Origin of the sequence: Poseidonibacter lekithochrous, assembly GCF_018861145.1 — a bacterium.
Lineage (GTDB): Bacteria > Campylobacterota > Campylobacteria > Campylobacterales > Arcobacteraceae > Poseidonibacter > Poseidonibacter lekithochrous_A.
On record NZ_JAHKQT010000013.1, the window covers coordinates 75,563 to 101,392 of the forward strand.

Annotated in this window: 27 protein-coding genes; 19 read left to right on the forward strand and 8 right to left on the reverse strand. The window is 28.4% G+C overall.

Annotated features, from left to right (window positions below; translation table 11 throughout):
• Nucleotides 1–5: 5 nt before the first annotated feature.
• Both KO488_RS05265 and KO488_RS05270 read left to right on the forward strand, forming a co-directional pair.
• Nucleotides 6–740 (forward strand): ABC transporter permease, encoded by a 735-nt coding sequence (locus KO488_RS05265; RefSeq protein ID WP_216057745.1) that lies wholly within the window; start codon nucleotides 6–8, stop codon nucleotides 738–740.
• A gap of 1 nt (nucleotide 741) precedes the next feature.
• Nucleotides 742–1,464: an ABC transporter ATP-binding protein gene (locus tag KO488_RS05270; RefSeq protein WP_216057746.1), complete on the forward strand. Its 723-nt coding sequence runs from the start codon at nucleotides 742–744 to the stop codon at nucleotides 1,462–1,464.
• 28 nt (nucleotides 1,465–1,492) lie between these two features.
• Here KO488_RS05270 and KO488_RS05275 read toward each other — a convergent pair whose 3' ends face one another.
• The gene (locus tag KO488_RS05275) at nucleotides 1,493–1,963 is read right to left on the reverse strand and encodes a DUF302 domain-containing protein (RefSeq protein ID WP_216057747.1); all 471 of its coding nucleotides are present in this window, start codon (nucleotides 1,961–1,963) and stop codon (nucleotides 1,493–1,495) included.
• A gap of 1 nt (nucleotide 1,964) precedes the next feature.
• Nucleotides 1,965–3,113 (reverse strand): hypothetical protein, encoded by a 1,149-nt coding sequence (locus tag KO488_RS05280; RefSeq protein ID WP_216057748.1) that lies wholly within the window; start codon nucleotides 3,111–3,113, stop codon nucleotides 1,965–1,967.
• Nucleotides 3,114–3,242: 129 nt separating this feature from the next.
• On the opposite strand from KO488_RS05280, the gene KO488_RS05285 reads away from it, so the two are divergent.
• From KO488_RS05285 to pqqE, 10 genes are all read left to right on the forward strand, one after another.
• Nucleotides 3,243–3,662: a hypothetical protein gene (locus tag KO488_RS05285; protein WP_216057749.1), complete on the forward strand. Its 420-nt coding sequence runs from the start codon at nucleotides 3,243–3,245 to the stop codon at nucleotides 3,660–3,662.
• A gap of 25 nt (nucleotides 3,663–3,687) precedes the next feature.
• Nucleotides 3,688–4,647, forward strand: coding sequence for a PQQ-dependent catabolism-associated beta-propeller protein (locus tag KO488_RS05290; protein WP_216057750.1), 960 nt, complete (start codon nucleotides 3,688–3,690; stop codon nucleotides 4,645–4,647).
• Between the two features lie 5 nt (nucleotides 4,648–4,652).
• Nucleotides 4,653–5,372, forward strand: a complete 720-nt coding sequence (locus KO488_RS05295) for an ATP-binding cassette domain-containing protein (RefSeq protein WP_216057751.1) — start codon at nucleotides 4,653–4,655, stop codon at nucleotides 5,370–5,372.
• A 17-nt stretch (nucleotides 5,373–5,389) separates the two neighbouring features.
• Nucleotides 5,390–6,172, forward strand: coding sequence for an ABC transporter permease (locus tag KO488_RS05300; RefSeq protein ID WP_216057752.1), 783 nt, complete (start codon nucleotides 5,390–5,392; stop codon nucleotides 6,170–6,172).
• Nucleotides 6,173–6,291: 119 nt separating this feature from the next.
• Nucleotides 6,292–8,064: a PQQ-dependent methanol/ethanol family dehydrogenase gene (locus tag KO488_RS05305; protein WP_216057753.1), complete on the forward strand. Its 1,773-nt coding sequence runs from the start codon at nucleotides 6,292–6,294 to the stop codon at nucleotides 8,062–8,064.
• A 32-nt stretch (nucleotides 8,065–8,096) separates the two neighbouring features.
• Nucleotides 8,097–8,171, forward strand: a complete 75-nt coding sequence (gene pqqA, locus KO488_RS05310; protein ID WP_071626476.1) for a pyrroloquinoline quinone precursor peptide PqqA — start codon at nucleotides 8,097–8,099, stop codon at nucleotides 8,169–8,171.
• 105 nt (nucleotides 8,172–8,276) lie between these two features.
• Nucleotides 8,277–9,194, forward strand: a complete 918-nt coding sequence (pqqB, locus tag KO488_RS05315) for a pyrroloquinoline quinone biosynthesis protein PqqB (RefSeq protein ID WP_216057754.1) — start codon at nucleotides 8,277–8,279, stop codon at nucleotides 9,192–9,194.
• A 19-nt stretch (nucleotides 9,195–9,213) separates the two neighbouring features.
• Complete coding sequence (gene pqqC, locus KO488_RS05320; RefSeq protein ID WP_216057755.1) at nucleotides 9,214–9,954, forward strand: pyrroloquinoline-quinone synthase PqqC; 741 nt, start codon at nucleotides 9,214–9,216, stop codon at nucleotides 9,952–9,954.
• Nucleotides 9,926–10,195 carry a pyrroloquinoline quinone biosynthesis peptide chaperone PqqD gene (gene pqqD, locus KO488_RS05325; RefSeq protein ID WP_216057756.1) on the forward strand — a complete coding sequence of 90 codons (270 nt, stop codon included), beginning with the start codon at nucleotides 9,926–9,928 and terminating at the stop codon, nucleotides 10,193–10,195. Before pqqC ends, pqqD begins: the two co-directional genes overlap by 29 nt.
• Nucleotides 10,188–11,291 (forward strand): pyrroloquinoline quinone biosynthesis protein PqqE, encoded by a 1,104-nt coding sequence (gene pqqE / locus KO488_RS05330; RefSeq protein ID WP_216057757.1) that lies wholly within the window; start codon nucleotides 10,188–10,190, stop codon nucleotides 11,289–11,291. Before pqqD ends, pqqE begins: the two co-directional genes overlap by 8 nt.
• A 33-nt stretch (nucleotides 11,292–11,324) precedes the next feature.
• Here pqqE and KO488_RS05335 read toward each other — a convergent pair whose 3' ends face one another.
• Nucleotides 11,325–12,011 (reverse strand): hypothetical protein, encoded by a 687-nt coding sequence (locus KO488_RS05335; RefSeq protein ID WP_216057758.1) that lies wholly within the window; start codon nucleotides 12,009–12,011, stop codon nucleotides 11,325–11,327.
• A 127-nt stretch (nucleotides 12,012–12,138) separates the two neighbouring features.
• Here KO488_RS05335 and KO488_RS05340 point away from each other — a divergent pair, with 127 nt between their 5' ends.
• A complete protein-coding gene (locus tag KO488_RS05340; RefSeq protein ID WP_216057759.1) occupies nucleotides 12,139–13,014 on the forward strand; it encodes an AraC family transcriptional regulator in 876 nt (291 codons plus the stop codon).
• Nucleotides 13,015–13,076: 62 nt separating this feature from the next.
• Here KO488_RS05340 and KO488_RS05345 read toward each other — a convergent pair whose 3' ends face one another.
• From KO488_RS05345 to KO488_RS05355, 3 genes are all read right to left on the reverse strand, one after another.
• On the reverse strand, nucleotides 13,077–14,099 hold the full coding sequence (locus tag KO488_RS05345; protein ID WP_216057760.1) for a cytochrome-c peroxidase: 1,023 nt from the start codon (nucleotides 14,097–14,099) through the stop codon (nucleotides 13,077–13,079).
• Between the two features lie 169 nt (nucleotides 14,100–14,268).
• Complete coding sequence (locus tag KO488_RS05350; RefSeq protein ID WP_216057761.1) at nucleotides 14,269–14,928, reverse strand: response regulator transcription factor; 660 nt, start codon at nucleotides 14,926–14,928, stop codon at nucleotides 14,269–14,271.
• Nucleotides 14,925–16,841: an FIST N-terminal domain-containing protein gene (locus KO488_RS05355; protein WP_216057762.1), complete on the reverse strand. Its 1,917-nt coding sequence runs from the start codon at nucleotides 16,839–16,841 to the stop codon at nucleotides 14,925–14,927. Before KO488_RS05355 ends, KO488_RS05350 begins: the two co-directional genes overlap by 4 nt.
• Before the next feature lie 220 nt (nucleotides 16,842–17,061).
• Between KO488_RS05355 and KO488_RS05360 the strand changes: the two genes are divergently transcribed.
• Nucleotides 17,062–18,558, forward strand: coding sequence for an aldehyde dehydrogenase family protein (locus tag KO488_RS05360; protein WP_216057763.1), 1,497 nt, complete (start codon nucleotides 17,062–17,064; stop codon nucleotides 18,556–18,558).
• A gap of 106 nt (nucleotides 18,559–18,664) precedes the next feature.
• A complete protein-coding gene (locus tag KO488_RS05365) occupies nucleotides 18,665–19,045 on the forward strand; it encodes a DUF779 domain-containing protein (RefSeq protein ID WP_216057764.1) in 381 nt (126 codons plus the stop codon).
• A gap of 20 nt (nucleotides 19,046–19,065) precedes the next feature.
• Here KO488_RS05365 and KO488_RS05370 read toward each other — a convergent pair whose 3' ends face one another.
• Together KO488_RS05370 and KO488_RS05375 are read right to left on the reverse strand one after the other, a co-directional pair.
• Complete coding sequence (locus KO488_RS05370; protein ID WP_216057765.1) at nucleotides 19,066–19,452, reverse strand: ExbD/TolR family protein; 387 nt, start codon at nucleotides 19,450–19,452, stop codon at nucleotides 19,066–19,068.
• A gap of 20 nt (nucleotides 19,453–19,472) precedes the next feature.
• On the reverse strand, nucleotides 19,473–19,952 hold the full coding sequence (locus KO488_RS05375; RefSeq protein ID WP_216057766.1) for a MotA/TolQ/ExbB proton channel family protein: 480 nt from the start codon (nucleotides 19,950–19,952) through the stop codon (nucleotides 19,473–19,475).
• A gap of 322 nt (nucleotides 19,953–20,274) precedes the next feature.
• Here KO488_RS05375 and KO488_RS05380 point away from each other — a divergent pair, with 322 nt between their 5' ends.
• From KO488_RS05380 to KO488_RS05395, 4 genes are all read left to right on the forward strand, one after another.
• Entirely contained in the window at nucleotides 20,275–22,161 is a 1,887-nt protein-coding gene (locus KO488_RS05380; protein ID WP_323134178.1) for a methanol/ethanol family PQQ-dependent dehydrogenase, read from the forward strand.
• A gap of 49 nt (nucleotides 22,162–22,210) precedes the next feature.
• Entirely contained in the window at nucleotides 22,211–22,903 is a 693-nt protein-coding gene (locus KO488_RS05385; RefSeq protein ID WP_216057768.1) for a pentapeptide repeat-containing protein, read from the forward strand.
• Nucleotides 22,904–22,999: 96 nt separating this feature from the next.
• Nucleotides 23,000–23,866, forward strand: a complete 867-nt coding sequence (locus KO488_RS05390) for a 1-aminocyclopropane-1-carboxylate deaminase (RefSeq protein ID WP_216057769.1) — start codon at nucleotides 23,000–23,002, stop codon at nucleotides 23,864–23,866.
• 15 nt (nucleotides 23,867–23,881) lie between these two features.
• Nucleotides 23,882–25,795: a cache domain-containing protein gene (locus KO488_RS05395; protein WP_216057770.1), complete on the forward strand. Its 1,914-nt coding sequence runs from the start codon at nucleotides 23,882–23,884 to the stop codon at nucleotides 25,793–25,795.
• Nucleotides 25,796–25,830 lie beyond the last annotated feature (35 nt).

Here is a 25,830-nt window from a genome sequence, read left to right on the forward strand (position 1 = left end):
CTCAAATGCCAAGCCAAAATAGATTTATTTCTATATTAATGATATTTATATTATGGCAGACCTTTGCTTTATTATTAAATACAGATACCTTTCCAAGTGCAATTGATGTTTTTAAAAGCTTATTCTTTCATTTAAATGAAGGAGAACTTCTTTATCATCTGACTATTACTTTGACAAGAGTTGTTATTACTTTCTTTATTGCAATGGCTATTGGCATTTTATTTGGTATTTTAATGGGATCATATAAAAGAATTGATAATGCACTAGATACCTTACTTATAATAGGACTAAATATTCCTGCTCTTGTAACTATTATACTTTGTTACATTTGGTTTGGATTAACAGATGCAGCTGCACTTTTAGCAGTAGTTTTAAATAAAGTTCCAACTGTTATTGTAACAGTACGTGAAGGTGCTAGAACAGTTGAGCAAAAATATATGCAAATAGCACAAATTTATAAAGTATCAAAAATTGATACCTTAAATAAAATTTATTTACCACAAATTTATCCTTATATAATGGCCAGTGCAAGAACTGGACTTTCACTTATTTGGAAGATTGTTTTAGTTGTTGAGTTATTAGGTAGAAGTTCGGGTATTGGGTTTCAATTATCTATGTTTTTTCAGTTTTTTGATATTACAAGTATTATGGCTTATTCTTTGGCATTTATTATAGTAATCTTATTAATTGAAACATATATTTTAAGACCCTTAGAGAAAAAAGCAAACAAGTGGAGATAAGATGTTAGATATAAATATAAGTTCAAAAAAATATCAAGATAATAAAATTATAGAAAATTTAAAACTTGAAGTAAATGAAAGTGAATTTATATCAATTATTGGACCTTCAGGTTGTGGTAAAACTACACTTTTAAACATAATATCAAATACTGATAATGATTTTTTAGGGTCAATTTTATTTGATGAAAGAAATATAGTAGATAGTAATATTGGAGTTATGTTTCAAGATTCAAGACTTATTCCATGGCTTACAATCTTTGAAAATATAATGCTAGTTTCTAATACTAAAGATGAAGAATTGATTTTACAATCTTTAGTAGAAGTTGGTTTAGAAAATTATATAGATTCTTATGCAAAAGAGCTGTCAGGAGGAATGCAAAGAAGAGCAGCATTAGTTAGAGCTTTTATAAATAAACCTGATGTTTTATTACTTGATGAACCTTTTATCTCATTAGATTATCCAACTGCACAAGCTTTAAGAAGTGATTTTTTAAAGTTTTATAAAAAGTACAAGCCAACTGTTATTTTTATAACTCATGATTTTAAAGAAGCAGTTTCTTTATCTAATAGAATAATTTTTTTAGATTCAAAACCTATGAAGATTGTTTTAGATTATGAAAATAAAAATGACTTTTCTTCAAACCTTGAAGACTTAGAAATAGAAAAAATAAAAGAAAATATTTTAGCAAAATATCCTGGTATTTTATCTGGAAGTATAAGCTAAATAGTTTAAAGTACTTAAACTATTTAGCTTACTCCAAACTATTTTCAATAAGTTGTAAAATCTCTTTATTTACTTTTTCTAATACTTTACTTTCTTTATTTGATACTTTTGCAAATCTATATACTATTTTTACAAGATTTTTTTCATTATTTAACTCATATAAAGCAATTGATAAAGGACAAAACATTAGATTATTTGGATTTTCTTCCATCATCTCTAATGTTAAAGTTTGTCTACAAAAACCTATTTTTTGTGCATTTTTAAAAATAGGCTCTTTTTTATAAAATGAGGAGATGTTTTTTACAGCATTTCCAATATCCGCTTTATATGAGGAAATAAATCCATTTTGGCTTATCTCATCTGAAAGTGTGAACATTATAGTTGAATATCTACCTTGTACTTCATAAATCACATAATCAGAATGAATTGTCTTTTTATACTGTGCTTGCAAGTTTAATGAAAATATTACAAAGATAAAAAACAATATAAAAACTCTCATTTTATTTTTTACACTCTACTTTATAAGCTGCAATTCCTAAAGTATCTAAATCATTCGTTGGATGTAAAAAACCATCTTGAGGTGAAGTTGAAACTAATGCATTAGGTTGAACAAGAGCCACTGGCATTCTCATTTGTCCATTAAAGTCTCTATATGTTAACTTTCTTCCTTTATAAGCTCCTAATTCAAAATCTTTTGAATAAATATAATCTAAAGATGTTTTCATATCCATGCTTTTTGTTTTTGTTACACTCGTAACAATAGTTCTAATAGCAACCCAAGCTGCAAAATCTTCATCTTCCATCCATCTTGAAGCAAACTTTTCAAACCTTTTTTGCATTTGAGCTGCACCCCATTGTTCAATTACTTTATGCCAAGTTTTAGAAGTCAAACCTTGTGTTCCAGCAAGCGGTCTTGGAAGCCAAGAGTTAAAATAAATAAATTCTCCAAAGTCCCCATAATTGTCAGCAGTAACAATTACATCATAATCACTAGCTTGAGTAAATACAGGTAATTCATCAGCAGCTTTTCTTCTAATATCTGCATCATAAACCCATTGTTTTTCTTCTACTATTTTTGCATTGAATTTTTTTACTGCTCTTTTAATATCTTTTTTGATTTGTAAATCTTTTTCTTTTGTTCCTGAAATTAAAAAGATATCTTTAAAATTTCTTTTTATTAAAAATTGAACTAGTCCATCATATAGCATTGCATTTGAAGCAATAGTATGTAAAAGATTGTTTTGACATACATTTTGTCTAAAATCAGAATTTTTATTTGCTATATTGAAGAATATTGCTTTTTTAAATAAAGGGTTACTAAGAAGTTCATTTAAGAAATCATCTTCAACTTTTAATAAAACAAAAGAGTTCTTTTCTTTTATAAATTTTTCTAGTGAAGATAACAACTCTTTTTTATCAGATGAAACTTTTTCTACTAACTTATATTTTTGATTCAAAAACTTTGCTGTTTTATTAGAATCTTTTACAGCTATTTTAGCTCCTTGTATTCCTAAGTCCTCAGGTATCTTAATAACATTTGATAAAACAGGAGGTCTTTGTATTTTTTGTTCTAAGTATAAAATATTTACTTCCAAAATATCTGCTTTTATAAATGAAAATAAAAGTGTAAGAAATAGTACTATTCTCATGATCTTTCCTTCTTTTTTTCTTTAAGTATATATAACTTTTATAGCTTCAGTTTAGCATATGTATATATTGCTAAACTCAGGCTATAATCATTTACTACAATTTTAGAATCAAAAAATTAAGGAGAAGATATGAAAAAGATTGCAATGTTTGTAATTATGCTATTTTTAACAGGGGAGTTTGCTTTTGCAAAGAACTTAAAAGGTTTATTACATTCAAGAACAACATTATCACCTATTAATATTAGTGCAGGTGAACCATTAGCTACTGAACCTTATAAATTAGAAGCAGGAAAATACTACAAGCTTATTATTAAAAGTGATGGTTCAAGAGAAGTACCTATTGTAGGCGCTAATTTTTTTAGAAATATTTGGGTAAATCAAGTATCTATTAATGACATTGAAGTAAGACCCTTAGGAATAGATAGTTTTGAATTTGATGATGAAGGTGCTATTGAGCTTACATTTATACCAATTAAACCAGGTACTTATACATTAGGTCTTCCTACAGCAAAAAGTGATAGAGAACGAGCTACTTTTATTGTTGAATAATATAAAATATTAAAGGAGATAAAAAATGTTAAAAAAAATTGGATTAGTTACTATTTTAGGTTCGTGCTTATTTGCGGATACAATATTTGTTTCAAATGAAAAAGACAATACTATTTCTGTAATTGATTCAAATACTCAAAAAGTTATAAAAACTTATGAAGTTGGTCAAAGACCAAGAGGAATTACACTTACAAGTGATTATTCAAAATTATATATATGTGCAAGTGATGATGATACTGTACAAGCTATGGATACAAAAACTGGGAAAATTTTGTATAATCTTCCTTCAGGAGAAGATCCAGAACAGTTTTCTTTACACCCAAATGGTAAAGAACTTTATATTTCAAATGAAGATGATGGTATTGTAACAGTTGTAGATACTGTTAATAAAACTGTTATTAAACAAATTGAAGTGGGTATTGAACCTGAAGGTATGGCTGTAAGTCCAGATGGAACTGTAGCTATTAATTCATCTGAAACATCAAATTTCTTGCATTGGATTGATACTAAAACTAAAGAGATTATTCATAATACCTTAGTTGATGAAAGACCTAGACATATTGAGTTTTCAAAAACTGGAGATAAAGTTTGGGCATCAAGTGAAATTGGTGGTACTGTGATTATTCTTGATACAAAAACTAAAGAAGCTATTTCAAAAATATCTTTTAAAATTCCAGGAGTTTATAAAGATAAAATTCAGCCAGTTGGTATTAAACTTACATCTGATGGTAAGTATGCTTTTGTAGCGCTTGGACCTGCAAATCATGTAGCAGTTGTAGATGCAAAAACTTATAAAGTTATTAAGTATTTATTAGTTGGAAAAAGAGTTTGGCAATTAGACTTAGCAAATAATGAAACAAAACTATATACTACAAACGGTGTTAGTGGAGATGTATCAATTATTGATGTAGATTCTTTAAAAGTCGAAAAGACAATTAAAGTAGGAAGATTCCCATGGGGAATAGCAGTAAAACCGACAAAGTAGGGTAAATGAAAAATCAGCTTGAAATAAAAAATATTTCTTATAAATATGACAAAGACTTAGTTTTAAAAAATATAAATCTAAATATAAAACAGGCATCATTTTTAGTCCTTTTGGGACTAAATGGTGCAGGAAAATCCACTCTTTTTGCTTTAATAACAAGATTACTTAAACTCCAAGAGGGAGATATATTTATAAATTCATTTCCTATTTCAAACTATAAAAAAGCCTTAGCAAATATTGGTATTGTTTTTCAAGAACCAACATTAGACTTAGATTTAACAGTGAGACAAAATCTAATCTTTTATGGTTCTTTAAAAGGGATCTCATTTAAAGAAACAATGGCTTCAATTCAAGAAGAGCTAAAAACACTAGAATTAGAAGAAAAACTAGATGTAAAAGTTAGATCTTTAAATGGTGGACATAGAAGAAGAGTAGAAATATTAAGAGCTTTAATTGACAATCCAAAACTAATCTTACTTGATGAAGCAACTTCAGGACTTGATGTAAAAAGTAGATACTCAATCATTTCTTATGTAAAAGATATTGTTAAAAAAAGAGGAATTTCTGTTTTATGGATTACTCACCTTTTTGATGAAGTTGATGATGAAGATGATGTTGCAATTATCAAAAAAGGCGAAATAATTGCTAATGGAATTGTAAAAGATGTGATAAAAGAAAATAATAAAGATTCATTAACAGAAGTTTTTGAATACTTAACAAAGTAAAAAATGAAAGTAGTAAAATGAGAAAATTATATTATTGTGCCCTTGGAATTATTTATAAAGAATTACTTCGTTTTATAAAACAAAAAAGTAGATTTTTCTCAGCTCTTGTTCGACCACTTTTATGGCTATTTATTTTCTCTGTTGGTTTTAGATCCGCTTTAGGTCTTGCAATTATCCCTCCTTATGAAACATATATTACTTATGAAACATATATTGTTCCAGGTTTAATTGGAATGATTTTACTTTTTAATGGTATGCAAAGTTCTCTTGCTATGATTTTTGATAGAGAAATGGGAAGTATGAAAATTCTTTTAACTTCAAATATCTCAAGATCTTACTTACTTTTTTGTAAAATGTTTGCAACGGCTATTGTATCTACAATCCAAGCTATTGTATTTTTAATTATTGCATATTTTTATGGTGTAGAAATTCCTTTATTAGGATATTTACTAGCAATTCCTGCAATTTTATTTACCTCAATTATTTTAAATGCCTTTGCTTTATTTATCTCCTCAGTTATAAAACAACTTGAAAATTTTGCTTCAGTTATGAACTTTGTAATCTTTCCAATGTTCTTTTTATCTTCTGCTTTATATCCTTTATGGAAAATTAAAGATTCAAGCTTGTTTTTATACCAAGTTTGTGTACTAAATCCATTCACATATATAGTAGAATTTGTAAGATTTACACTTTATTTAAGATTTGAGTTAAATTCTTTTTTAATTATAATCGCTATCTTTATAATCACTCTAAGCCTCGCATTTATAGGCTATAACACTAAGAATGTATTAAAAAGATAAGTCTTTAAATTATCTGAATTTAAGACTTTTTTTTATACCTATATTCAAGCTATATTTCTCATGTATACTTTCATTAAGACAACAAATCGTTGCTTGAGTAATTAAACAAAGGAGAAGGTATGGGAAAGAATAAATTTCTTAATAACGTAGCTAAAATTACATTATCTACACTATTAAGTGCTAGTGCAGTAAGTTCATTATCTGCTAGTGCAGGGTTTGCACCTGTAACAGATGCAGATATTGCTAATGATGCTAAAACTGTTGAAGATGTTGTAACATATGGTTTAGGTCAAAAAGGTCAAAGATATTCATCTTTGAAAGAGATTAACAAAAAAACTATTAAAGATTTAGTTCCAGTATGGAATTTTTCATTTGGTGGTGAAAAACAAAGAGGACAAGAAGCTCAACCTTTAGTTAAAGATGGAGTTATGTATGTAACTGCTTCTTATTCTAGAATGTATGCTATTGATATAGCAACTGGTGATGAAATTTGGCAATACGATGCAAGACTTCCAGGTGCTATTTTACCATGTTGTGATGTAATAAATAGAGGTCCAGCATTATATGAAAATCTTGTTATTTTTGGTACATTAGATGCAAAATTAGTTGCACTTGATAGAAAAACTGGTAAAGTTAAATGGAAAAAGAAAATTGCTAATTATAAAGATGGTTACTCTTATACAGCAGCACCTTTAATTGTTAAAGGTTTATTAATCACTGGAAATTCAGGTGGTGAATTTGGTGTTGTAGGACAATTAGATGCAAGAAATCCATTAACAGGTGAAATTGTATGGACTCGACCAATGGTTGAAGGTCATATGGGTACTTTAAATGGTAAAGATAATGGAATTACTGGGCAAACAAATGCTACATGGCCAGGTGATTTATGGAAACATGGTGGTGCTGCTCCTTGGAATGGTGTTACTTATGATCCAGATGCAGATTTAATTTATGTTCCAACAGGGAATCCTTCTCCTTGGAATTCACATGATAGACCAGGTGATAACTTATACTCTGCTTCAAGAGTAGCAATTAATCCTGATACTGGAAAAATTGTTTGGCATTTCCAAACAACTCCAAATGATGGTTGGGATTATGATGGTATTTCTGAATTTGTAGCTTTTGAGTACAAAGACAAAAATGGTAAAATGGTAAAAGCAGGTGCAACTGCAGATAAAAATGGTTTCTTCTATGTATTAGATAGAGTTACTGGAAAATATATTAGATCAGTTCCTTTTGTAGAAAATGTTACTTGGGCAAAAGGTATGGATAAAAACGGTCGTCCAATTGTAAATGAAGATAATAGACCTGGTAAACCAAGTGCTGATAAACAAGGTAAAACTGTTTATTCAACTCCATCTTTCTTAGGTGGTAAAAACTGGAATCCAATGGCATTCTCACAAGATACTGGATTATTCTATGTTCCTGCAAATGAATGGGGAATGGATATTTGGAATAAACCTGTTGCATATAAAAAAGGTGCAGCTTACTTAGGTGCTGGATTTACAATTAAACCAACATTTGAAGATCATATTGGAGCTTTAAAAGCTGTTGATCCAAAAACTGGTGAAATTAAATGGACTTATAAAAACAACGCACCATTATGGGGTGGAGTTTTAACAACTGGTGGTGGACTTGTATTTACAGGAACTCCTGAAGGTAAATTCTTAGCATTTGATGACCAAACTGGTGAAATCCTTTGGAAGTTTAATGTTGGTACTGGAATTGTAGGTTCTCCTATTACTTGGAAACAAGATGGTGAACAATACATTGCAATCGTTGCAGGTTGGGGTGGAGCTGTTCCTTTATGGGGTGGTGAAGTTGCAAAAACTGTTAAGTATTTAAATCAAGGTGGATCAGTTCACGTATTTAAATTACATAAATCAAAATAGATTATTATAAATCTTGATGAAAGGAGCCGATTATGGAATGGAAAAAACCAACTTATGTAGATAACAGATTTGGATTTGAAGTTACAATGTACATTTGTACAGTATAATTTCATTTAAGATTTAAAAGATTAGAGCTTAGGCTTTAATCTTTTTTTCATTTAAATGAGCTTTTTTATGAGAGCTTATTTTAATGAAAAAATAAAGGATTTATTTTGAAAATTCAAGTTTTAGGCTCAGGTGCAGGAGGAGGTCTTCCTCAATTTAATTGTAACTGCGATAACTGTAGAGGTTATAGAGAAGGTAAAAAAACGATTAAAAGAAGAACACAATCTTCAATAACAGTTAGTGAAGATGGTGAAAACTGGGTTTTATTTAACACATCACCTGATATTTTAGAGCAAATACATAATTCTCCTTTTTTACATCCAAAACAAAAAAGAGAAACTAAAATAAAAGCTATAGTTTTTAATGATGGGCAAATAGACCATACAACAGGACTTCTAATGTTAAGAGAAGGCTGTCCTCATGAAGTGTATTGTACTAAAGAAGTAAATGAAGAGCTTAATACTTCTTTTCCTTTATTTAAGATGTTACAACATTGGGATGGAGGAGGTACTAAATGGAATGAAATTCTTCCAGATAGTACAACAAAGTTTGAAATTCCTGTTATGCCATCTTATGAATTTTATGCACATGCTTTAATTTCAAATGCACCACCTTATTCTGCATATAGAGATAAGCCTAGAAAAGGTGATAATATAGGAATTACAGTAGTTAATAAAAATACTGGCAAAAGGCTATTTTATTTACCAGGTCTTGGAGTTTTAGAAGACCATGTTTTTGAAGAAATGAAGAAAGCTGATGTTTTATTAATTGAAGGGACTTTATGGACAAATGATGAAATGATAAAAGGTAACTTTTCAAAAAAACTAGGAACGGATATGGGACATATTCCTTTAAATGGAGAAAGTGGGCTTATCAAAGTATTAGATACTTTAGAAAAACCACGAAAAATATTAATACATATTAATAATACAAACCCTATTTTAGATGAAGCAAATGACGAATATAAAGAACTTATATCTCATGGAATTGAAATTTCATATGATGGTATGAGTATTGAAATATAAGAAAGAAAAGGAAATAAACATGAGTGAATTATTAAATAAAGAAGATTTTGAAAAAAAACTAAAAGATATGGGTTCTATGTATCATATTCATCATCCTTTTCATGTAAGAATGTATGAAGGTACTTGTACTAAAGAAGAGATTCAAGGTTGGGTTGCTAATAGATTTTATTATCAATGTGCAATTCCTATTAAAGATGCTGCGATTATGTCTAATAATCCTCCTATTGAAGATAGAAGAAAATGGGTTGATAGAATTTTAGACCATGATAGTGTTGGTGGAGGAATTGAAGCTTGGCTTGATTTAGGAGTTGCAGTTGGTTTAAAAAAAGAGGACTTACTTTCTCATAAATTTGTACTTCCAGCAGTTAGATTTGCCGTTGATGCCTATGTAAATTTTGCAAGAAGAGCTCCTTGGAAAGAAGCTGCGATGTCATCTTTAACTGAAATGTTTGCTCCTCAAATTCATCAACAAAGATTAGATACTTGGCCTAAAAATTATCCATGGATTGAACAAGATGGATTAAAATATTTTCAAAAAAGATTAAGTGAAGCAAGACGTGATGTTCAACATGGACTTTCGATGACTTTAGTTGAATTTGATACAGCAGAATTACAAAATAGAGCTTGTGAAATATTACAGTTTAAATTAGATATTCTATGGACAATGTGTGATGCTTTATATTTAGCATATGAATTAAAAAGACCACCATATTTTAACATTAAGGATTGTAATGCAACTAGAAAAATCACTTGCGATTAATTCGCACTTTCAATTGCAATGGGAAGAAAAACAAGATTGTTTTGTATTGTTATATCCAGAAGGAATGGTTCAATTAAGTCAAACTGCAGGCGAAATTATGAATCTTTGTGATGGAAAAAATACTACAATTGATATTACAAATATCTTAGAAGAGAAGTTTAATCTTGTAGGTTTATTAAATGATATAAAAGAATTTCTTATAGATGCAATGAATAGAAAGTGGGTAATTTACAATGACTAGTGAAATAAAACCGCCATTATGGATATTATTAGAGTTAACTCATAAATGTCCCTTAGAATGTGCATACTGTTATAATCAATTAGACTTTACAAATACAAAAGATGTTATGAGTAAAGACGATTGGTTTAGAGTAATGGATGAAGCAAGAGATATGGGTGCTGTTCAATTAGGAATTTCAGGTGGCGAGCCATTATTAAACAAAGACCTTGTTCAAATTGTAGAGTATGCAAACAATAAAAAGTTTTATACAAACCTTATAACTTCAGGTGTTGGAGCTCCAAAAGGAATAGTACAAAAACTGAAAGATGCAGGACTTAAAACTGTGCAACTTGGAATTCAATCTCATGATAGAAATACAATGACTTTGATTACAAATAATAAAAAATCATATGATGAAAAAATTGCTTTTGCAAAAGAAGTAAAAGCTGCAGGATTACAGCTTATTATTAATACTTGTATTACTAGACAAAATATTCATCAAGTAGGTGAGATTATCGAGTTTGCAGATGAACTAGGTGGAAATTATCTTGAAATTGCAAATATTCAGTATTATGGATGGGCTTTAAAAAATATAAATGCCTTACTTCCAACTCAAGAACAACTTGATGAGGCCAAAAAAGTAACTGATTTTTACAGAAGCAAAGAAAAAGCTATGAAAGTATTTTTTGTGGTGCCTGATTATTTTGCAGATCGGCCAAAAGCCTGTATGAATGGATGGGGAACTACATTTTTAACTATCAATCCAGATGGTGTTGCCCTTCCATGTAATACTGCAAATACATTACCTTTAGAATTTCCTAATGTAAAAGATTTCTCAATTGAGCAAATATGGAATGAATCTCACGCTTTTAATTATTTTAGAGGTGATAGCTGGATGAATCCAACTTGTGCAACATGTGATGAAAAAGAGAAAGATTTTGGTGGATGTAGATGTCAAGCCTTTGCTTTAACAGGAGATATGAATGAAGCTGATCCTGTTTGCTCTAAATCAGAATTTCATCATGTAGTTACGGATAAAGTAAAAGAGAGTTTAGGTACTACAGATGCAAAAATATGGTATAGAAATAGAAAGAATTCTTTAGAATTATCTAAATAAACTAAGTAACAAAAATAGAAAGAAACAAATATTTTAATGTTTCTTTCTTTTATCTCTAATTTTTGATTTTCTAGCTGTATTTATTTTATAAGTGTAATTTAAATATTTTATAACCATTAGTTCAGAAACATCATACATCTCATCAATATTTGTTTTGATTTTCCATACAGAAAGTCCACTTTTCTCTGAGATTCTTTTTTTTAGTTCTAAATTGTTTTTATTATATATATTTACAATTTTTTCAATTGGTAATTTTTCAAGTTCTGGATATGATAAGAAAGATTTATTATGCTCTTTTTTATAATTGTAAATTAAACTAAAAGCTAGAAGTTCAGGAATCCAATCTGAACCATTTTTTAATCTACTTGAAAAAGTATTTATTAGATGTTTATAGTATATTTTCATAGGTTCAAGATTTCGTGAGAGTTGATCAAAAATTAGAGATTTATTCTGCTCTTTAAATATACTAAATAATGTGTCACTTATAATAATATTGTTTTCAAGATAGTTTTTTAAGTTTTCAACACTATTGTTTATAAACAGAATTTCATCTTTACTTGCACATATTGTCATAGGGTCAGGAGTTTTATCTGGATCAATTCTTTTATAGTCTTTTAGCAAAAAATGTATAACAAGTAGAAAAGTATCAATTTTTAATTTTTTTAAATTTATAGTTTTACATTGATTTAGTGCTAATTGAAATTGCTTATCTTGATACATATAAAATCCCTCTAAATATTTAAAGTCTCATATTATAGGATTTAAAGAAAAATATTTCTTCTTTACTTGTGCTATATTTATTGTTTATTAGTGCTAATTTTATGGTTCATTTATGCTATAATTTTTTATGAAGAAAGAAACTCTTAAAAAAAGAACTAAAATAGCAAATAATATTATGTACTATATTTATACTCATATTGATACAGATATTGATATCGAAGAGTTGAGTATAGATTTACATGTAAGTAAATTCCATATGCATCGTATTTTTAAAGAAGCTTTTGGAAGAAATATATATGAAAGTATCAAATCAATAAGACTACAAAAAGCCTCAAATTTACTTTTGACAAATAAATTATCGACAATTTCTAATATAGCAAATATATGTGGATATTCGTCTCAATCATCTTTTATAAAGATTTTTAAAGAAAGGTTTGAACAAACACCAAAGCAGTGGAGAACTGGAGGATATAAAAATTATTCAAATAAGATTTTAAAACAATCTTTAATAGCAATGAATTCAACAGCAGATTTTTCTAATATTAAACCTACTATTGTAAAAATGCCAGCATTAAAAAGTTTTTATATTAGAAATAGAGGTTATAACATAAATATCACAAATACATGGCAAAAATTATATACTTGGGTTTTGAGTAATAATATAAAATCATATAAGCAAATTGCTCTTTTTCATGATAATCCTACAATTACTCCTTTAAATGAATGTCAATATATCGCTTGTATAGTTCCAGATGAAAATGAGGAGATAACAAGCGATAGATTACCAAACTTTTATATTGCAAAAGGAGTTTATGCAAGATTTGATTTAAAAGGGAAAAAAGGAGATGCACTAAAATTTATTCATTGGGTTTATCATGAATGGCTTCCAAATAGTGAATATGAAACAACTACAAAACCTTCTTATACAGAATACAAGAAGAATAATTATTTAAGTGAAGATGATGAGTTTGATATTAGTTTTTATGTTTCGATTAGTTTTTAAAAAATAAAATATTTAAAGAAGAAGCTTAAGATAAAAATTAATTTATCTTAAGCTTTATATTTTTAATCAAATGCTGGTTTTGAAGTATCCTTAGTAGATTCTGGTAGTTGAGGATATGAGATATCTGGTTTTCTACCTTTTACTGTTTTTAAGAAAGTTACAATTGAAGCAGCTTCTTCATCAGAAATTGCAATTCCTAATTGTACAGAACCCATTTCTTGTACAGCTTCACTTAAAGACCAAATTTGTCCATTATGGAAATATGGAGCAGTCTCAGTAATATTTCTTAGAGTTGGAGTTTTTACCATCCCTTGTGCATTACCTTTAAAATCACCTACACTTGCAAATTTATACTTTGCAGCTAATTCAAAAGGTTGCATTGTTCCACCAAGTGCAATTCCATTATGACAAGAAGCACAGCCTTTATCTATAAAAGTGTTTAATCCTGCTTTTTCTTCTTTTGTTAAAGCGTTTTCATTACCATTTAAATAATCATCAAATGGTGATGGAGTAACTAGAATCTTTTCAAAAGTAGCTATTGTTTCAGTAATTTTTGTAAAATCAATTTTTACATTTTTTCCATATGCATTTTGGAATTCATTCACATACTCAGGAATTGAGTTTATTCTTTGTTCAACAAGTGAAGCTGGTGCAGCCATTTCTGGACCAGCTTCAATAGGACCTTTTGCTTGATCAGCTAAGTGAGGACTTCGTCCATCCCAAAATTGCGCTTTAAAAAATACAGAGTTATATACAGTTGGTGAATTTAAGTGATGAGGATTAGCAGTCCAACCATGACCAATTGCAGCTGGAATTCCATCTGCTCCACCAAGTCCAACATTATGACAAGTATTACATGAGATTATTCCACTCTTTGAAAGTCTTGGATCAAAATATAATTTTTTACCAAGTTCAACTTTCTCTTTAGTAATTGGATCATTCTTATCATTAATTAACTTCATTAATTCTGCTTTATCAGCAGGAATTGGCATCATGCCATTTTCTGATGCTTTTTGTATTAATGATGATGCAAATAAAGAACCTGTACCTAACACACATATTGTTAACGCGTTTACTAATTTCATTGTTGTCTCCTTTTAATGAATATAAAATTTTAGGATAAAAATTATTAAAAGAAGTTTAATATTCTATAAGTTTTACTTATGAAATAAGATAAAATATATCCTATTTAAAGGGGTTTGTGATTTTATTTTTATATGATATTAGATAATTAAAACTTATGGAATATAAGTTTTAATTAGGTCTTTCAACCATATATCCACTACCTCTAATATTTTTGATAAAATCTTCTTTTAGAACTTTTTTAACTCGATTTACTTCAGCTCTAATAGTAGCATTATCAATAAAATCATCATTCCAAACATAGTTTCTAAACATATCATATTGAACTACTAAACTTCTGTTATGTGCAAGTAGTTCGATAATTTGTATTTGTCTTTTTGGAAGAATTTGTGGTTCATTATTAAATAATAATGTCATAGTTTCACTGTCATAAGAGTAGTTTTTTGATAATCTTTTATGTTTTTGGGGAACAATTGTTGTTTTTAAAATTTTATTTATTCTTATTGTTAATTCTTTTAAATGAAAAGGCTTTTTTAAATAATCATGACATCCAATATCAAAGGCTCTTGAAATATCTTCTATTTCAATTAGAGCAGAAATATAAATAGTAGGAACCATTCTTTTTTGTTCATGTAAAGTTTCTAGTACAGTGAAACCATTAATATCAGGTAAATTAATATCTAAAATAAGTAAGTCGAACTTTTCTTTTTCTAATACTTCCATACACTCTTGTCCTGTAGTTGTACTTTTTACTACATGTCCTGTTGATGCTAAGTATTCACTTATCATCTCATTTAACATTGAATCATCTTCTAATAGTAATATTTTCATTTTATTTCCTTAAATATATATGTAAATGACGCCCAGTTTTCACCAGATGCTAATTGTATTCCAACATTTTCTTCACTACAAATACGTTTTACTAAGTTTAATCCAAGACCAAAGCCTTCTTGGTCATTGATTTGTTCTCTATAATATTCTTCAAATATTTTTTGCTGATCTAGTATCTGTTTTGAACGACTTTCTATTATTAAATGACAATCATGATTCATGATATTTAGCTTAACTACTATTGTTTCATTTGGGAGGGAATATTTAATTGCATTTGTAAGATTGTTATCAACTATTCTTTGAAGTTTAATTTCATTAAAATCTAATAAAATCTCTTTTCTTTGTGCGGAAAAATCAAATTCACATTTAAATTTTATTGCAGATTGTGTAAAGAAATCAATTCTACTTCTTACAAAATCTACTAAGTTAATCTCATGTGTTGCTTCATTGACTTGATTCTTTTTTATTAAATAAGATAAATCATCATATATGCTAGAAATGTTTTTCATAGCAACTTCTATATTTGATAAGTGCTTATTTTTCCCATTTTCCATTTCATACATTTCAATATTTCCCATTATAATTGATAAGGGTGTATTTGTTTCATGAACAGCATGTTTTAAAAACTGCTTTTGAGAATCAACTAAATTTTGTGCATAAACTTTACCTTCTTCTAACTCTTTTGATTGTTTGTCATAATCTTCTGATGATTGTTGTATTAAATGTGTTAGAGCCTGTAGACTTCTTGCATGTTCACTTATAGGTTGTGTGTCTTTTTCTAATTCACAAGAAACCTTTTTAATATTCTTAATATTTTCTAATTCACTTAATGCAACAATTGTAAATGTTTGATTTAATAACTCATTATTTCCATTATCATGATAAAACTCACCATAAGTAAAAAAACCAGAAGTAGGGGCAATTAGTGAAAATGGCTTTATTTCAATATCAACCATACTTGGCATATATCTTCTTCTTGCCATACATGAATATATAAAAAAAGATTGTGTATCTTTTATGTTAGAAGTGTCAAATAAAGATTCTAAAGGATTATTCATAATAAGTTCAACATTACCAAAGCCTAGTTTTACTTTATCTCCTTTATATAAGTTTCCTGCAAAACTTAAACTTCCATCTTTATGCTTTTGTATAACAGCGCGTGCTACAGGAAGGTTATTTCTTTGTGCAATTAATGGAAATTCAATACCCGTAGCTGGAAGAGCTTTTGCTACATATTCCCCTAAATATTTTTCATAAAAGTCTAAAGGTTTCATTCCTGATATTTGATAAACTCTATTATCTACTACTTTTTCAATAGTATGCTCAATACCAATTGGTGACCAATTAAAATTATAGGCATTGTTTACTTTTAATATTTTAGAATCCAAAGCAACACCCACTGCACCTTTTACAAGTATTTGATTTTGAGAAGATACAAAGGTTTGCGTAAAGTTTGCATTATCTCCTGCCATTCCCCCTGTTACTATAACTTTGTTATTTACAGATTGAATACCTTTTAAAAAGGATTCACCATTTGTTTTATCTCCATCACTAAATGTAATAAGTAGTTTGGTATCTTTAGTACAAAGTTCATTTGCTAAGTCTACACCATTACTAAAAGAATCTTTTCTTCTAACAAAGGTAGTCTTTAATTTTGTATTTTCAAATATAGATATAGAAATAATAGTTTTACAAGTAGTTATTTGACTATTATTAATTTCTCCATCTGTAGATGAACCAATACAAATAGCTTGAGGTAACTCATCTAATAATGTAGAAACTATTTCCTTTAAAACGGATTTTTTATCTCCACAAAATATTTGAATTAATATATTTTCTTCTTTTTTTAAGGAATTAAAATCAATTAAGGTATCTAATGCGTTGTTGTTATATGTATAGTTAAATGTTTTCATGAAATATTGTAGCATATAAAATAAAAAAATTAAAGAAAAAAAACCTTTGAAAAGCTCGAAAAATAGGGAAATTGTAACAAAAAAACGCATCGCTATATTCATGCTATACAAATGCTAAATTCATGCTATACTAGTCATGTAGAATTTCATCAAGCGAAAAACAATCTTTTTTATAAAGAAGATGTTTTTTCATAAATTAAACAAATAAAAGGACTATAAAATGGCATATACTAAACCTCAATATCAAGAACAATTTGAAAACTTTATCGGCGGAGAGTGGGTTGCACCTCTAAGTGGAGAATACTTTGATAATCTATCACCTGTTGATGGAGAAGTTCTTACAAGAATTCCAAGATCAAACGAAGCAGATGTAGATGCCGCAGTAGCAGCTGGATTAGAAGCTTTCCAAACTTTTAAGCATTCTTCAGTAATTGAAAGATCAACAATGTTAAATAAAGTTGCAGATGCAATTGAAGCTAACTTAGAAGCAATTGCAATTGCAGAAACTTTAGATAATGGTAAAGCAGTTAGAGAAACTTTAGCAGCTGATGTTCCTTTGGTTGTTGACCACTTTAGATACTTTGCTTCTGTAATTAGAGGTGAATCTGGTGATGTTTCGGATTTAGATGAAAATACTATTTCTCAAGAAATTCACGAACCTTTAGGTGTTGTTGCACAAATTATTCCATGGAATTTCCCATTATTAATGGCTGCATGGAAAATTGCACCGGCTTTAGCTGCTGGTAATACTGTTGTATTAAAACCTGCATCTGCAACTCCAATGTCAATTTTAATTTTAATGGAAACAATTAAAGATGTTCTTCCAAAAGGTCTTGTTAATGTTATTAACGGTGCTGGTGGAAAAATTGGTAAACATTTATCAACTCATCCAGATATCAAAAAAGTTGGATTTACAGGTGAAACTACTACTGGTCAGTTAATTATGCAATATGCAACTGAAAATATTATTCCTTCTACATTAGAACTTGGTGGTAAATCACCAAACATCTTCTTAGAATCAATCATGGATAAAGATGATGAATTCTTTGATAAAGCAATTGAAGGTCTTGTATTATTTGCATTTAACTCAGGAGAAGTTTGTACTTGTCCATCAAGAGCATTAATTCAAGAATCAATTTATGAACCATTTATGAAAAGATGTTTAGAAAGAATTGAAGCTATTACACAAGAAAATCCATTAGATCCTACAACTAAAATGGGTGCTCAGTGTTCAGTTTCTCAAAAACAAAAGATTCTTGAGTATATCAAAATCGGTAAAGATGAAGGTGCTGAATGTTTAATTGGTGGAGAAGCTTATGATAATAAAACTTATCCAAATGGAAACTATATTAAACCTACAATCTTCAAAGGTCACAACAAAATGAGAGTATTCCAAGAAGAAATTTTTGGACCTGTTTTAGCAGTTACAACTTTTAAAACTGAAGAAGAAGCACTTGAAATTGCAAATGACACTATCTACGGATTAGGTTCAGGTGTATGGTCAAGAGATGCACACCAATTACATAAATTCTCAAGAGGAATTGAAGCTGGTAGAGTTTGGGTAAATTGTTACCACATGTACCCATCTCATGCATCATTTGGTGGATACAAAAAATCAGGTATTGGTAGAGAAACACATATGATGATGTTAAACTCTTACAGACATACAAAAAATATTTTAACTTCATACTCAAAAGATGCTATGGGATTCTTTTAGACTCAAAGCTTAGTAGAGTTATAATTAATGCATAGAAGTTTACTTCTATGCATTTTTTTTTGGAATTTTTACATATTTTGAATGATAAAAATTAAAAGGATTTATTATGAGTATTGAAAGAGTAGCTATTACTCCTGCAGCAGCAGAGGTTGTAGAGAAACTTAAAGCCGAACATGGTGAATTAGTATTTAACCAAAGTGGTGGTTGCTGTGATGGAACTGCTCCTATGTGTTATGCAAAAGGTGATTTTTATGTGCCTTCACGAAATATAAAACTAGGCGTTCTTTGTGGTTGTGATTTTTTTATAGATAAAGACCAATTTGAATACTTTAGACACTCACATATTACAGTTGATGTAAAAGAAGAAAAAGCTGCTTTTGGTAATTCTTTCTCTTTAGAAATAGATTTAGGATATCAGTTTGTTACAAAATCTAGAATCTTCACTGACGAAGAATATGCACAATTAGATGAGAATGAAAAGAAATAAAAAGAAGTAGAATTAAGTTTCTACTTTTCTTCGTTTGTAACTAATGCTAAATTAGTTAGATTATATTTTTGAAGTAAGTCTAATACTCTTACAACTCTTTGATACTCCACTTTTTTATCAATTCTTACTATTACTGATTTATTTTTATTTTCAATTACTTTTAAATTATCTTCTAAAGAATCAAAAGATACTTCAATACCTTTAATTGCCAGTTTCTCAGAGCTTAATTCTATAAATACCTGATCTTTATCTATTTTCATTTCTTTAGCACTTGAGCTTGGTAAATCAAGGATTAATGCTAATTCATCTTTTTTAAATACAGAACTTACAATAAAAAATATTAGCAAAATAAATACAACATCAATAATAGGTGTTAAATCTAATCCTAAAGCTTCTCTTCTTTTCATATTATTTACTACTTCTCATGTTACTTTGAACCTACTATCTCTTTTTTAGCTTTTAGTTCTATAGCATCAATCATAAAAATAAAGTGATTATAAGCAATATGATGGGGAATGGCAACTATTAATCCTGTAATAGTAGTAATTAGAGCAATTGCAATGCCATTTGAGAAAATAGTAGGATCACCTAACCCATTTGCTGTTATTGCTTCAAAGGATTTATATACACCTATTACTGTTCCTAATAATCCTAAAAGTGGTGCTATTGTAGCAATATTTTTAATATAAGTAAGTCCTGACTCTAGTTTCTTTACTTCATATTCAATTTGCGAGATTATACTTGAATTTGATTCTAAATCAGTTTTATTTTTGATTCTTTTTATCATTGCATTTTTTCTAGGAAGAGTGAAAAACTTCCAAAGAATAATAGTAAAACCAATTGCATTTAATGCAATTAAAATATATACGATTATTCCACCTTTCTCAATATAGTCCATTAATATCATAGAAACCTCATTAGTTTTTTGTAATTGTACATAACTTTTGTTAATAGATAGTATATAGATTTATATTGAAAATACGTTAATTTATTTAATTAATTAAACTAATTTTCTCTTTTTTCTAGTCAAATTAAATAAATAATTAGTTATTGAGAATGATATTTGTTATTGTAAAGCCCATAAAAAGGTACTTTATTATTAAATAATAATTTTTGCTAAACTTATGCTATATAATCATTGTATCATTTTTGCTAGTTATCTTAATTGGACCAGTTAATGTCTGTTTAAATAAATAAGATAATAATTTAATAATATGGGAGTGTGTAAAATGAAGTACAATTTGTTAAAAAAAACTGCAGTTGTAACATTACTTAGTTTTTTGAGTGTTAACTCAGCTTTTTCAAGTACATCAACTAAAAAAGTTTCATGGGAAGATATTCTTAATGATCAGAAAACACCTGAAAATGTTTTAATGTATGGTATGGGTCCAAAAGCGCAAAGGTATTCTACTCTTGAGCAAATCAATACTAAAAGTATTAAAGATTTAGTTCCTGCTTGGAATTATTCATTTGGTGGTGAAAAACAAAGAGGACAAGAATCACAAGCTTTAGTTCATGATGGAATTATATATGTTACTGGTTCTTATTCTAGGATTTTTGCATTAGATGCAAAAACTGGTAAAAGAATATGGCAATATGAACATAGATTGCCTGCTGGGATTCGTCCTTGTTGTGATGTTATTAATAGAGGAGCTGCAATTTTTGGAGATAAAGTATTTTTTGGAACTTTAGATGCAGGAATGGTTGCATTAAATAAAGATACAGGAAAAGTTGTTTGGAAGAAAAAATTCGGTTATGCTGATAGACCTAATAAAGGTTATGAAGATGGTTATACAATGACAGGTGCTCCGACTCTTATTAAAGATAAAAAAACTGGTAAAGTACTTCTAATTCATGGTTCATCAGGAGATGAATTTGGTGTAATTGGTAAACTTTTTGCATTAGACCCAGATACGGGTAAAGAAGTTTGGATGAGACCACTTGTTGAAGGACATTACGGTAGATTAGATGGTAAAAAATCAACTCCTTCAGGTGATCCAAAAGCTCCTTCTTGGCCAAATGATCCTAATAATGAAACTGGTAAGAAAACTTCTTGGAGTCATGGTGGTGGTGCTCCTTGGCAAAGTGCAAGTTTTGATGCTGAAACAAACACTATTATAATTGGTACAGGTAATCCAGCTCCTTGGAATACATGGGAAAGAACTGCAGATGGTGGGGATCCAAGAGATTGGGATAGTTTATATACTTCAGGACAAATTGGTATTGATCCAAGTACTGGAAATATTAAATGGTTCTATCAACACACACCAAATGATGGTTGGGATTTCTCAGGAAATAATGAGTTAGTATTATTTGAATATCAAGATAATGGGAAAACTGTTAAAGCAACTGCTCATGCAGATAGAAATGGTTTCTTTTATGTAATTGATAGATCAGAAATGCCTTTAGCTAAAAAACAAAGAGATGATCAATCAAGAAGATTTATTAGAGCATTCCCTTTTGTTGATAAGATTACTTGGGCAAGTCATATAGATAAAAAAACTGGTAGACCAGTAGTTGACCCTAAACAATATCCTCCTTTACCAAAAGAAGGTGAATTAAAAGGTGAGTCAATTAATGTTGCTCCTCCATTCCTAGGTGGTAAAAATTGGAATCCAATGGCATACAGTCAAGATACTGGTTTATTCTATCTTGGAGCAAATCACTGGGAAGAAGAATATTGGACTACACCAATTGCATACAATAAAGGTGCAGCTTATTTAGGTCAAGGGTTTAGTATTAAACGAACTTATGATGACCATGTTGGTATTTTAAGAGCAGTTGATCCTATAAAAGGTGAAATTGTTTGGTCACATAAAGAAGAGTTACCATTATGGTCAGGTGTATTAGCTACTAAAGGTGGATTAATATTTACGGGAACTAGTGATGGTTATTTAAAAGCATTTGATGCAAAAACTGGAGAAGAATTATTTAAATTCCAAACTGGATCAGGTGTTATTTCTTGTCCTATTACTTGGGAAGAAGATGGAGAACAATATATTGGACTTGCTAGTGGATACGGTGGAGCTGTACCATTATGGGGTGGAGATATGGCTAAATTAACTAAAACGGTTTCACAAGGTGGATCTTTTTGGGTATTTAAATTAAAAAAATAAATTTTTAAAAAAGTAGATAGTTTTAACTATCTACTTAAAAGAGGCAAAAATGAAAAAAGCGGTTTTAATATTACTAGCATTATTTTGTTATAGTTATAGTGATAATATTTATCCAACGATTAATGGATGTAAACTTGAACCTAAAACAAGTTGTCCTAAAGTTGATCTTAGCTATCAAGATCTTTCAAATTTAGATTTACAAAATTCTAATTTTGAAGAAGCAAATTTTGAAGGTGCTATTTTAGATGGAACTAATTTTACTCAAGCAAAACTAAAAAAAGCAAACTTTAAAAAAGCAAACTTAAGGCACTCAATATTGAAGCAAGCAGATATGTCTCATGTAAATTTAGATAATGCAAACTTAGCTAGAGCAGATATGAGACATACAAATATAAAAGCTTCACATGCTTTTAATGCAAACTTTGAAGCAGTAAATGCCTGGGCACTTTTTGGTCAAGGTGGTAAATATGATGGCTCTTCTTTTCATGGAGCCAATTTAAACTTTGCAAGAATGAGTGGTTCTAGTATGAAAAATTGTAATTTAGTTGCAGTAAACTTTGAGGCTGCATGGATGACGAGAGTAGATTTTTCCAATTCAAACTTAACTAATGCAAATTTACAAGAAACTAAAATACCTAATTCTTCATTATATAAAGCAACCTTAAGCGGGGCAAGAATACATTATGCTAATTTTAGTAGTGTGTATATGGATAAATGTATTGATTGTCCTACTAACTGGTGATTTATACCTTCTCAAATCAAATCATTAGCTGAAGAACAGAGATTAATTCTCTGTTTTTCTTATTCTTTTTTTTGTAAATAAATGATATTATCATAAATGGATTACACAAACTCCCCAATACAAAAAATCACTTTTAATAATCAAGAAGTTTTTATAAAAAGAGATGATTTGCTTCATAAAGATTTTTCAGGAAATAAAGCTAGAAAGTTTTTTTATTTTCTAAAAAATGATTTTGACAATATTACAAAAGTTATATCTTCTGGTTCAAGCCAATCGAATGCTATGTATTCTTTATCAGTTCTTTGCAAATTAAAAAATTGGGAATTTGATTATTATGTTGATCATATTGCTCCATTTATAAAAACAAATCCTGTTGGGAATTATAAAGAAGCTTTAAAAAATGGTATGAGTATAATTGAAAAACAAATTCCCGAAGAACTATTTCAAAATAAAGATAAAAATACTTTAGTTATTCCTGAAGGAGGAGCTTTAAAAGAAGCAGCATACGGAATAAAAATATTAGCGGACGAAATAATAAACTGGGCAGTAGATGCAAATATTAAAGATTTAAAGATTTTTTTACCATCAGGAACAGGTACAACTGCGCTTTATTTACAAAAGTATTTACCTTTTGAGGTAATAACATGTGCTTGTGTAGGAGATGAAGAGTATTTAGAAAAACAATTTTCATTTCTAGAAAAAGAAAATCACCCTAAAATTTTAAGTTTAGAGAAAAAATATCATTTTGGAAAACCTTACAAAGAATTTTATGAAATACATAAAGAACTAAAGAAACAAACAGATATAGAGTTTGATTTATTATATGATTCAAAAGGCTGGTTGTGTGTAAATAAATACTTTGATAACTCAAAATCTACTATATTATATATTCACCAAGGTGGATTATTAGGTAATATCTCAATGTTACAAAGATATAAATATAAATATGATAAAATAACTTAAAAATTATGGATTATGATGCTATCAAAACATGAAACTAAAATATTAAAATTCATCAAATATATACCAGTACTTGTTTTTAGTTTTTTCTCAATACTGATTACTTATTTGATTTTTCTAGATAAAAATACAGAATATAAAAAAGATATTGAACAATTAAGAAAAACATTTTTAAACAATAATAAAAATAAAATAACGTTAGAAGTTAATAAAATTCATGATTACATACTCTATGAAAAAGAAAATAGTGAATTACAACTTAAATCTCTACTAAAATCTAAACTTCTATCTGCACATGAAATAATGACTTATATCTATGAAAAATATAAAAAAACTGAATCAAAAGAACAAATTTTAGAAAGAATAAAAGATGCATTAAGACATTATCGTTTTAATCAAAATAGAGCATATTTTTTTATATTCGAGAAAAGTGGAAAAAATATAATGTTGCCACCTCAATCACAGATGGAGGGAAATAACTTTTGGAATCATAAAGATGCAAAAGGTAAGAAGACAATACAAGAAATAGTTACTTTACTTGAAACAAAAGAAGAGCCTTTTTATGAATGGCATTGGTATAAACCAAATGACAGAAAAAAACAAAAAAAGAAAATCGGAATAATAAAAGAATTCAAACCTTATAATTTATTCATTGGAACGGGTGATTATATTGATGATTATGAAGATGAAGTTAAGGAAAAAGTACTTAAATATGTTCAAAATCTAAAATATTCGAAGAATGGTTATGTCTTTATTACCGATTATAATGGAAAGTATTTATCACATGTAGAAAAATCGTATGTTGGTATAAATAGAATAAACTTAAAAGATAGTAATGGCTTTATGATTACAAAAGAGATTATTAATACAGCGAAAAGTGGTTCGGGTTTTATATCTTATATTGGAACAATAAAACCAGATACAAAGATGCCTGCTAAAAAGATAACTTATGTCAAAGGTTTTGAACCTTGGAAATGGACAATTGCAACAGGTTTCTATACTGATGAACTTGAAAATCAGATTACAGAAAAAGAAAAAGAAATAAAAAATAAGAATAAAAACGGTATTATCAATTTTCTTATTTTAAGTATTTTTGTAATATTGATATTTATACTCTTATCTTTTTATATTTCAAGAGTTTTAAAAAAACAATTTTCAAAATATAAAAAAGAAGTATTATCTCATATAAATGAGAATAGAAAAAAAGATAGTGTATACGCACAGCACTCAAAAATGGCTGCAATGGGAGAAATGTTGCAAAATATTGCACACCAATGGCGACAACCTTTAAGTTCTATTTCTATGCTTTCAAGTGGTGTAAAATTTAAAAAAGAAATGGATATATTAGATGATGAAGATCTTTTTAAATCAATGGATGATATCACTAAATCTACTAAATATTTATCTCAAACAATTGAAGATTTTACAGACTTTTTTAATCCAAATAAAAAAGTTGTTCTTTTTAATTTAGAAAAAACTATAAACAAAGCGCTTAATCTTTTAGAAGTACAGTTAAAGAATAAAAATATTGAAATAGTACTTAATAGTGAAGATATTGATATTTATGGATATGAAAATGAATTTACTCAAGTAATTATAAATATTTGTAATAATGCTAAAGATGAATTAATTCAGTCAAATTTAGATGAAAAAGTAATTATAATTGAAGTGAAAAAACAAAATGACCTTGCTTATATTTCAATCAAAGATAATGCTGGTGGAATTAAAGAAGATATTATAAACAGATTATTTGAACCATATTTTACTACAAAACATAAAAGCCAGGGTACAGGAATTGGACTTTATATGTCAAGAGAAATTATTGTTAATCATATGAAAGGTACTTTACTTGTAAAAAATGATGAATTTACTTTTAATAATAAAGAGTATAAAGGCGCACTTTTCGAAATAATGCTTAACTTTAATATCTAAGTTAAGAATCCTTTTTATACTCTTTTATTTAAGTT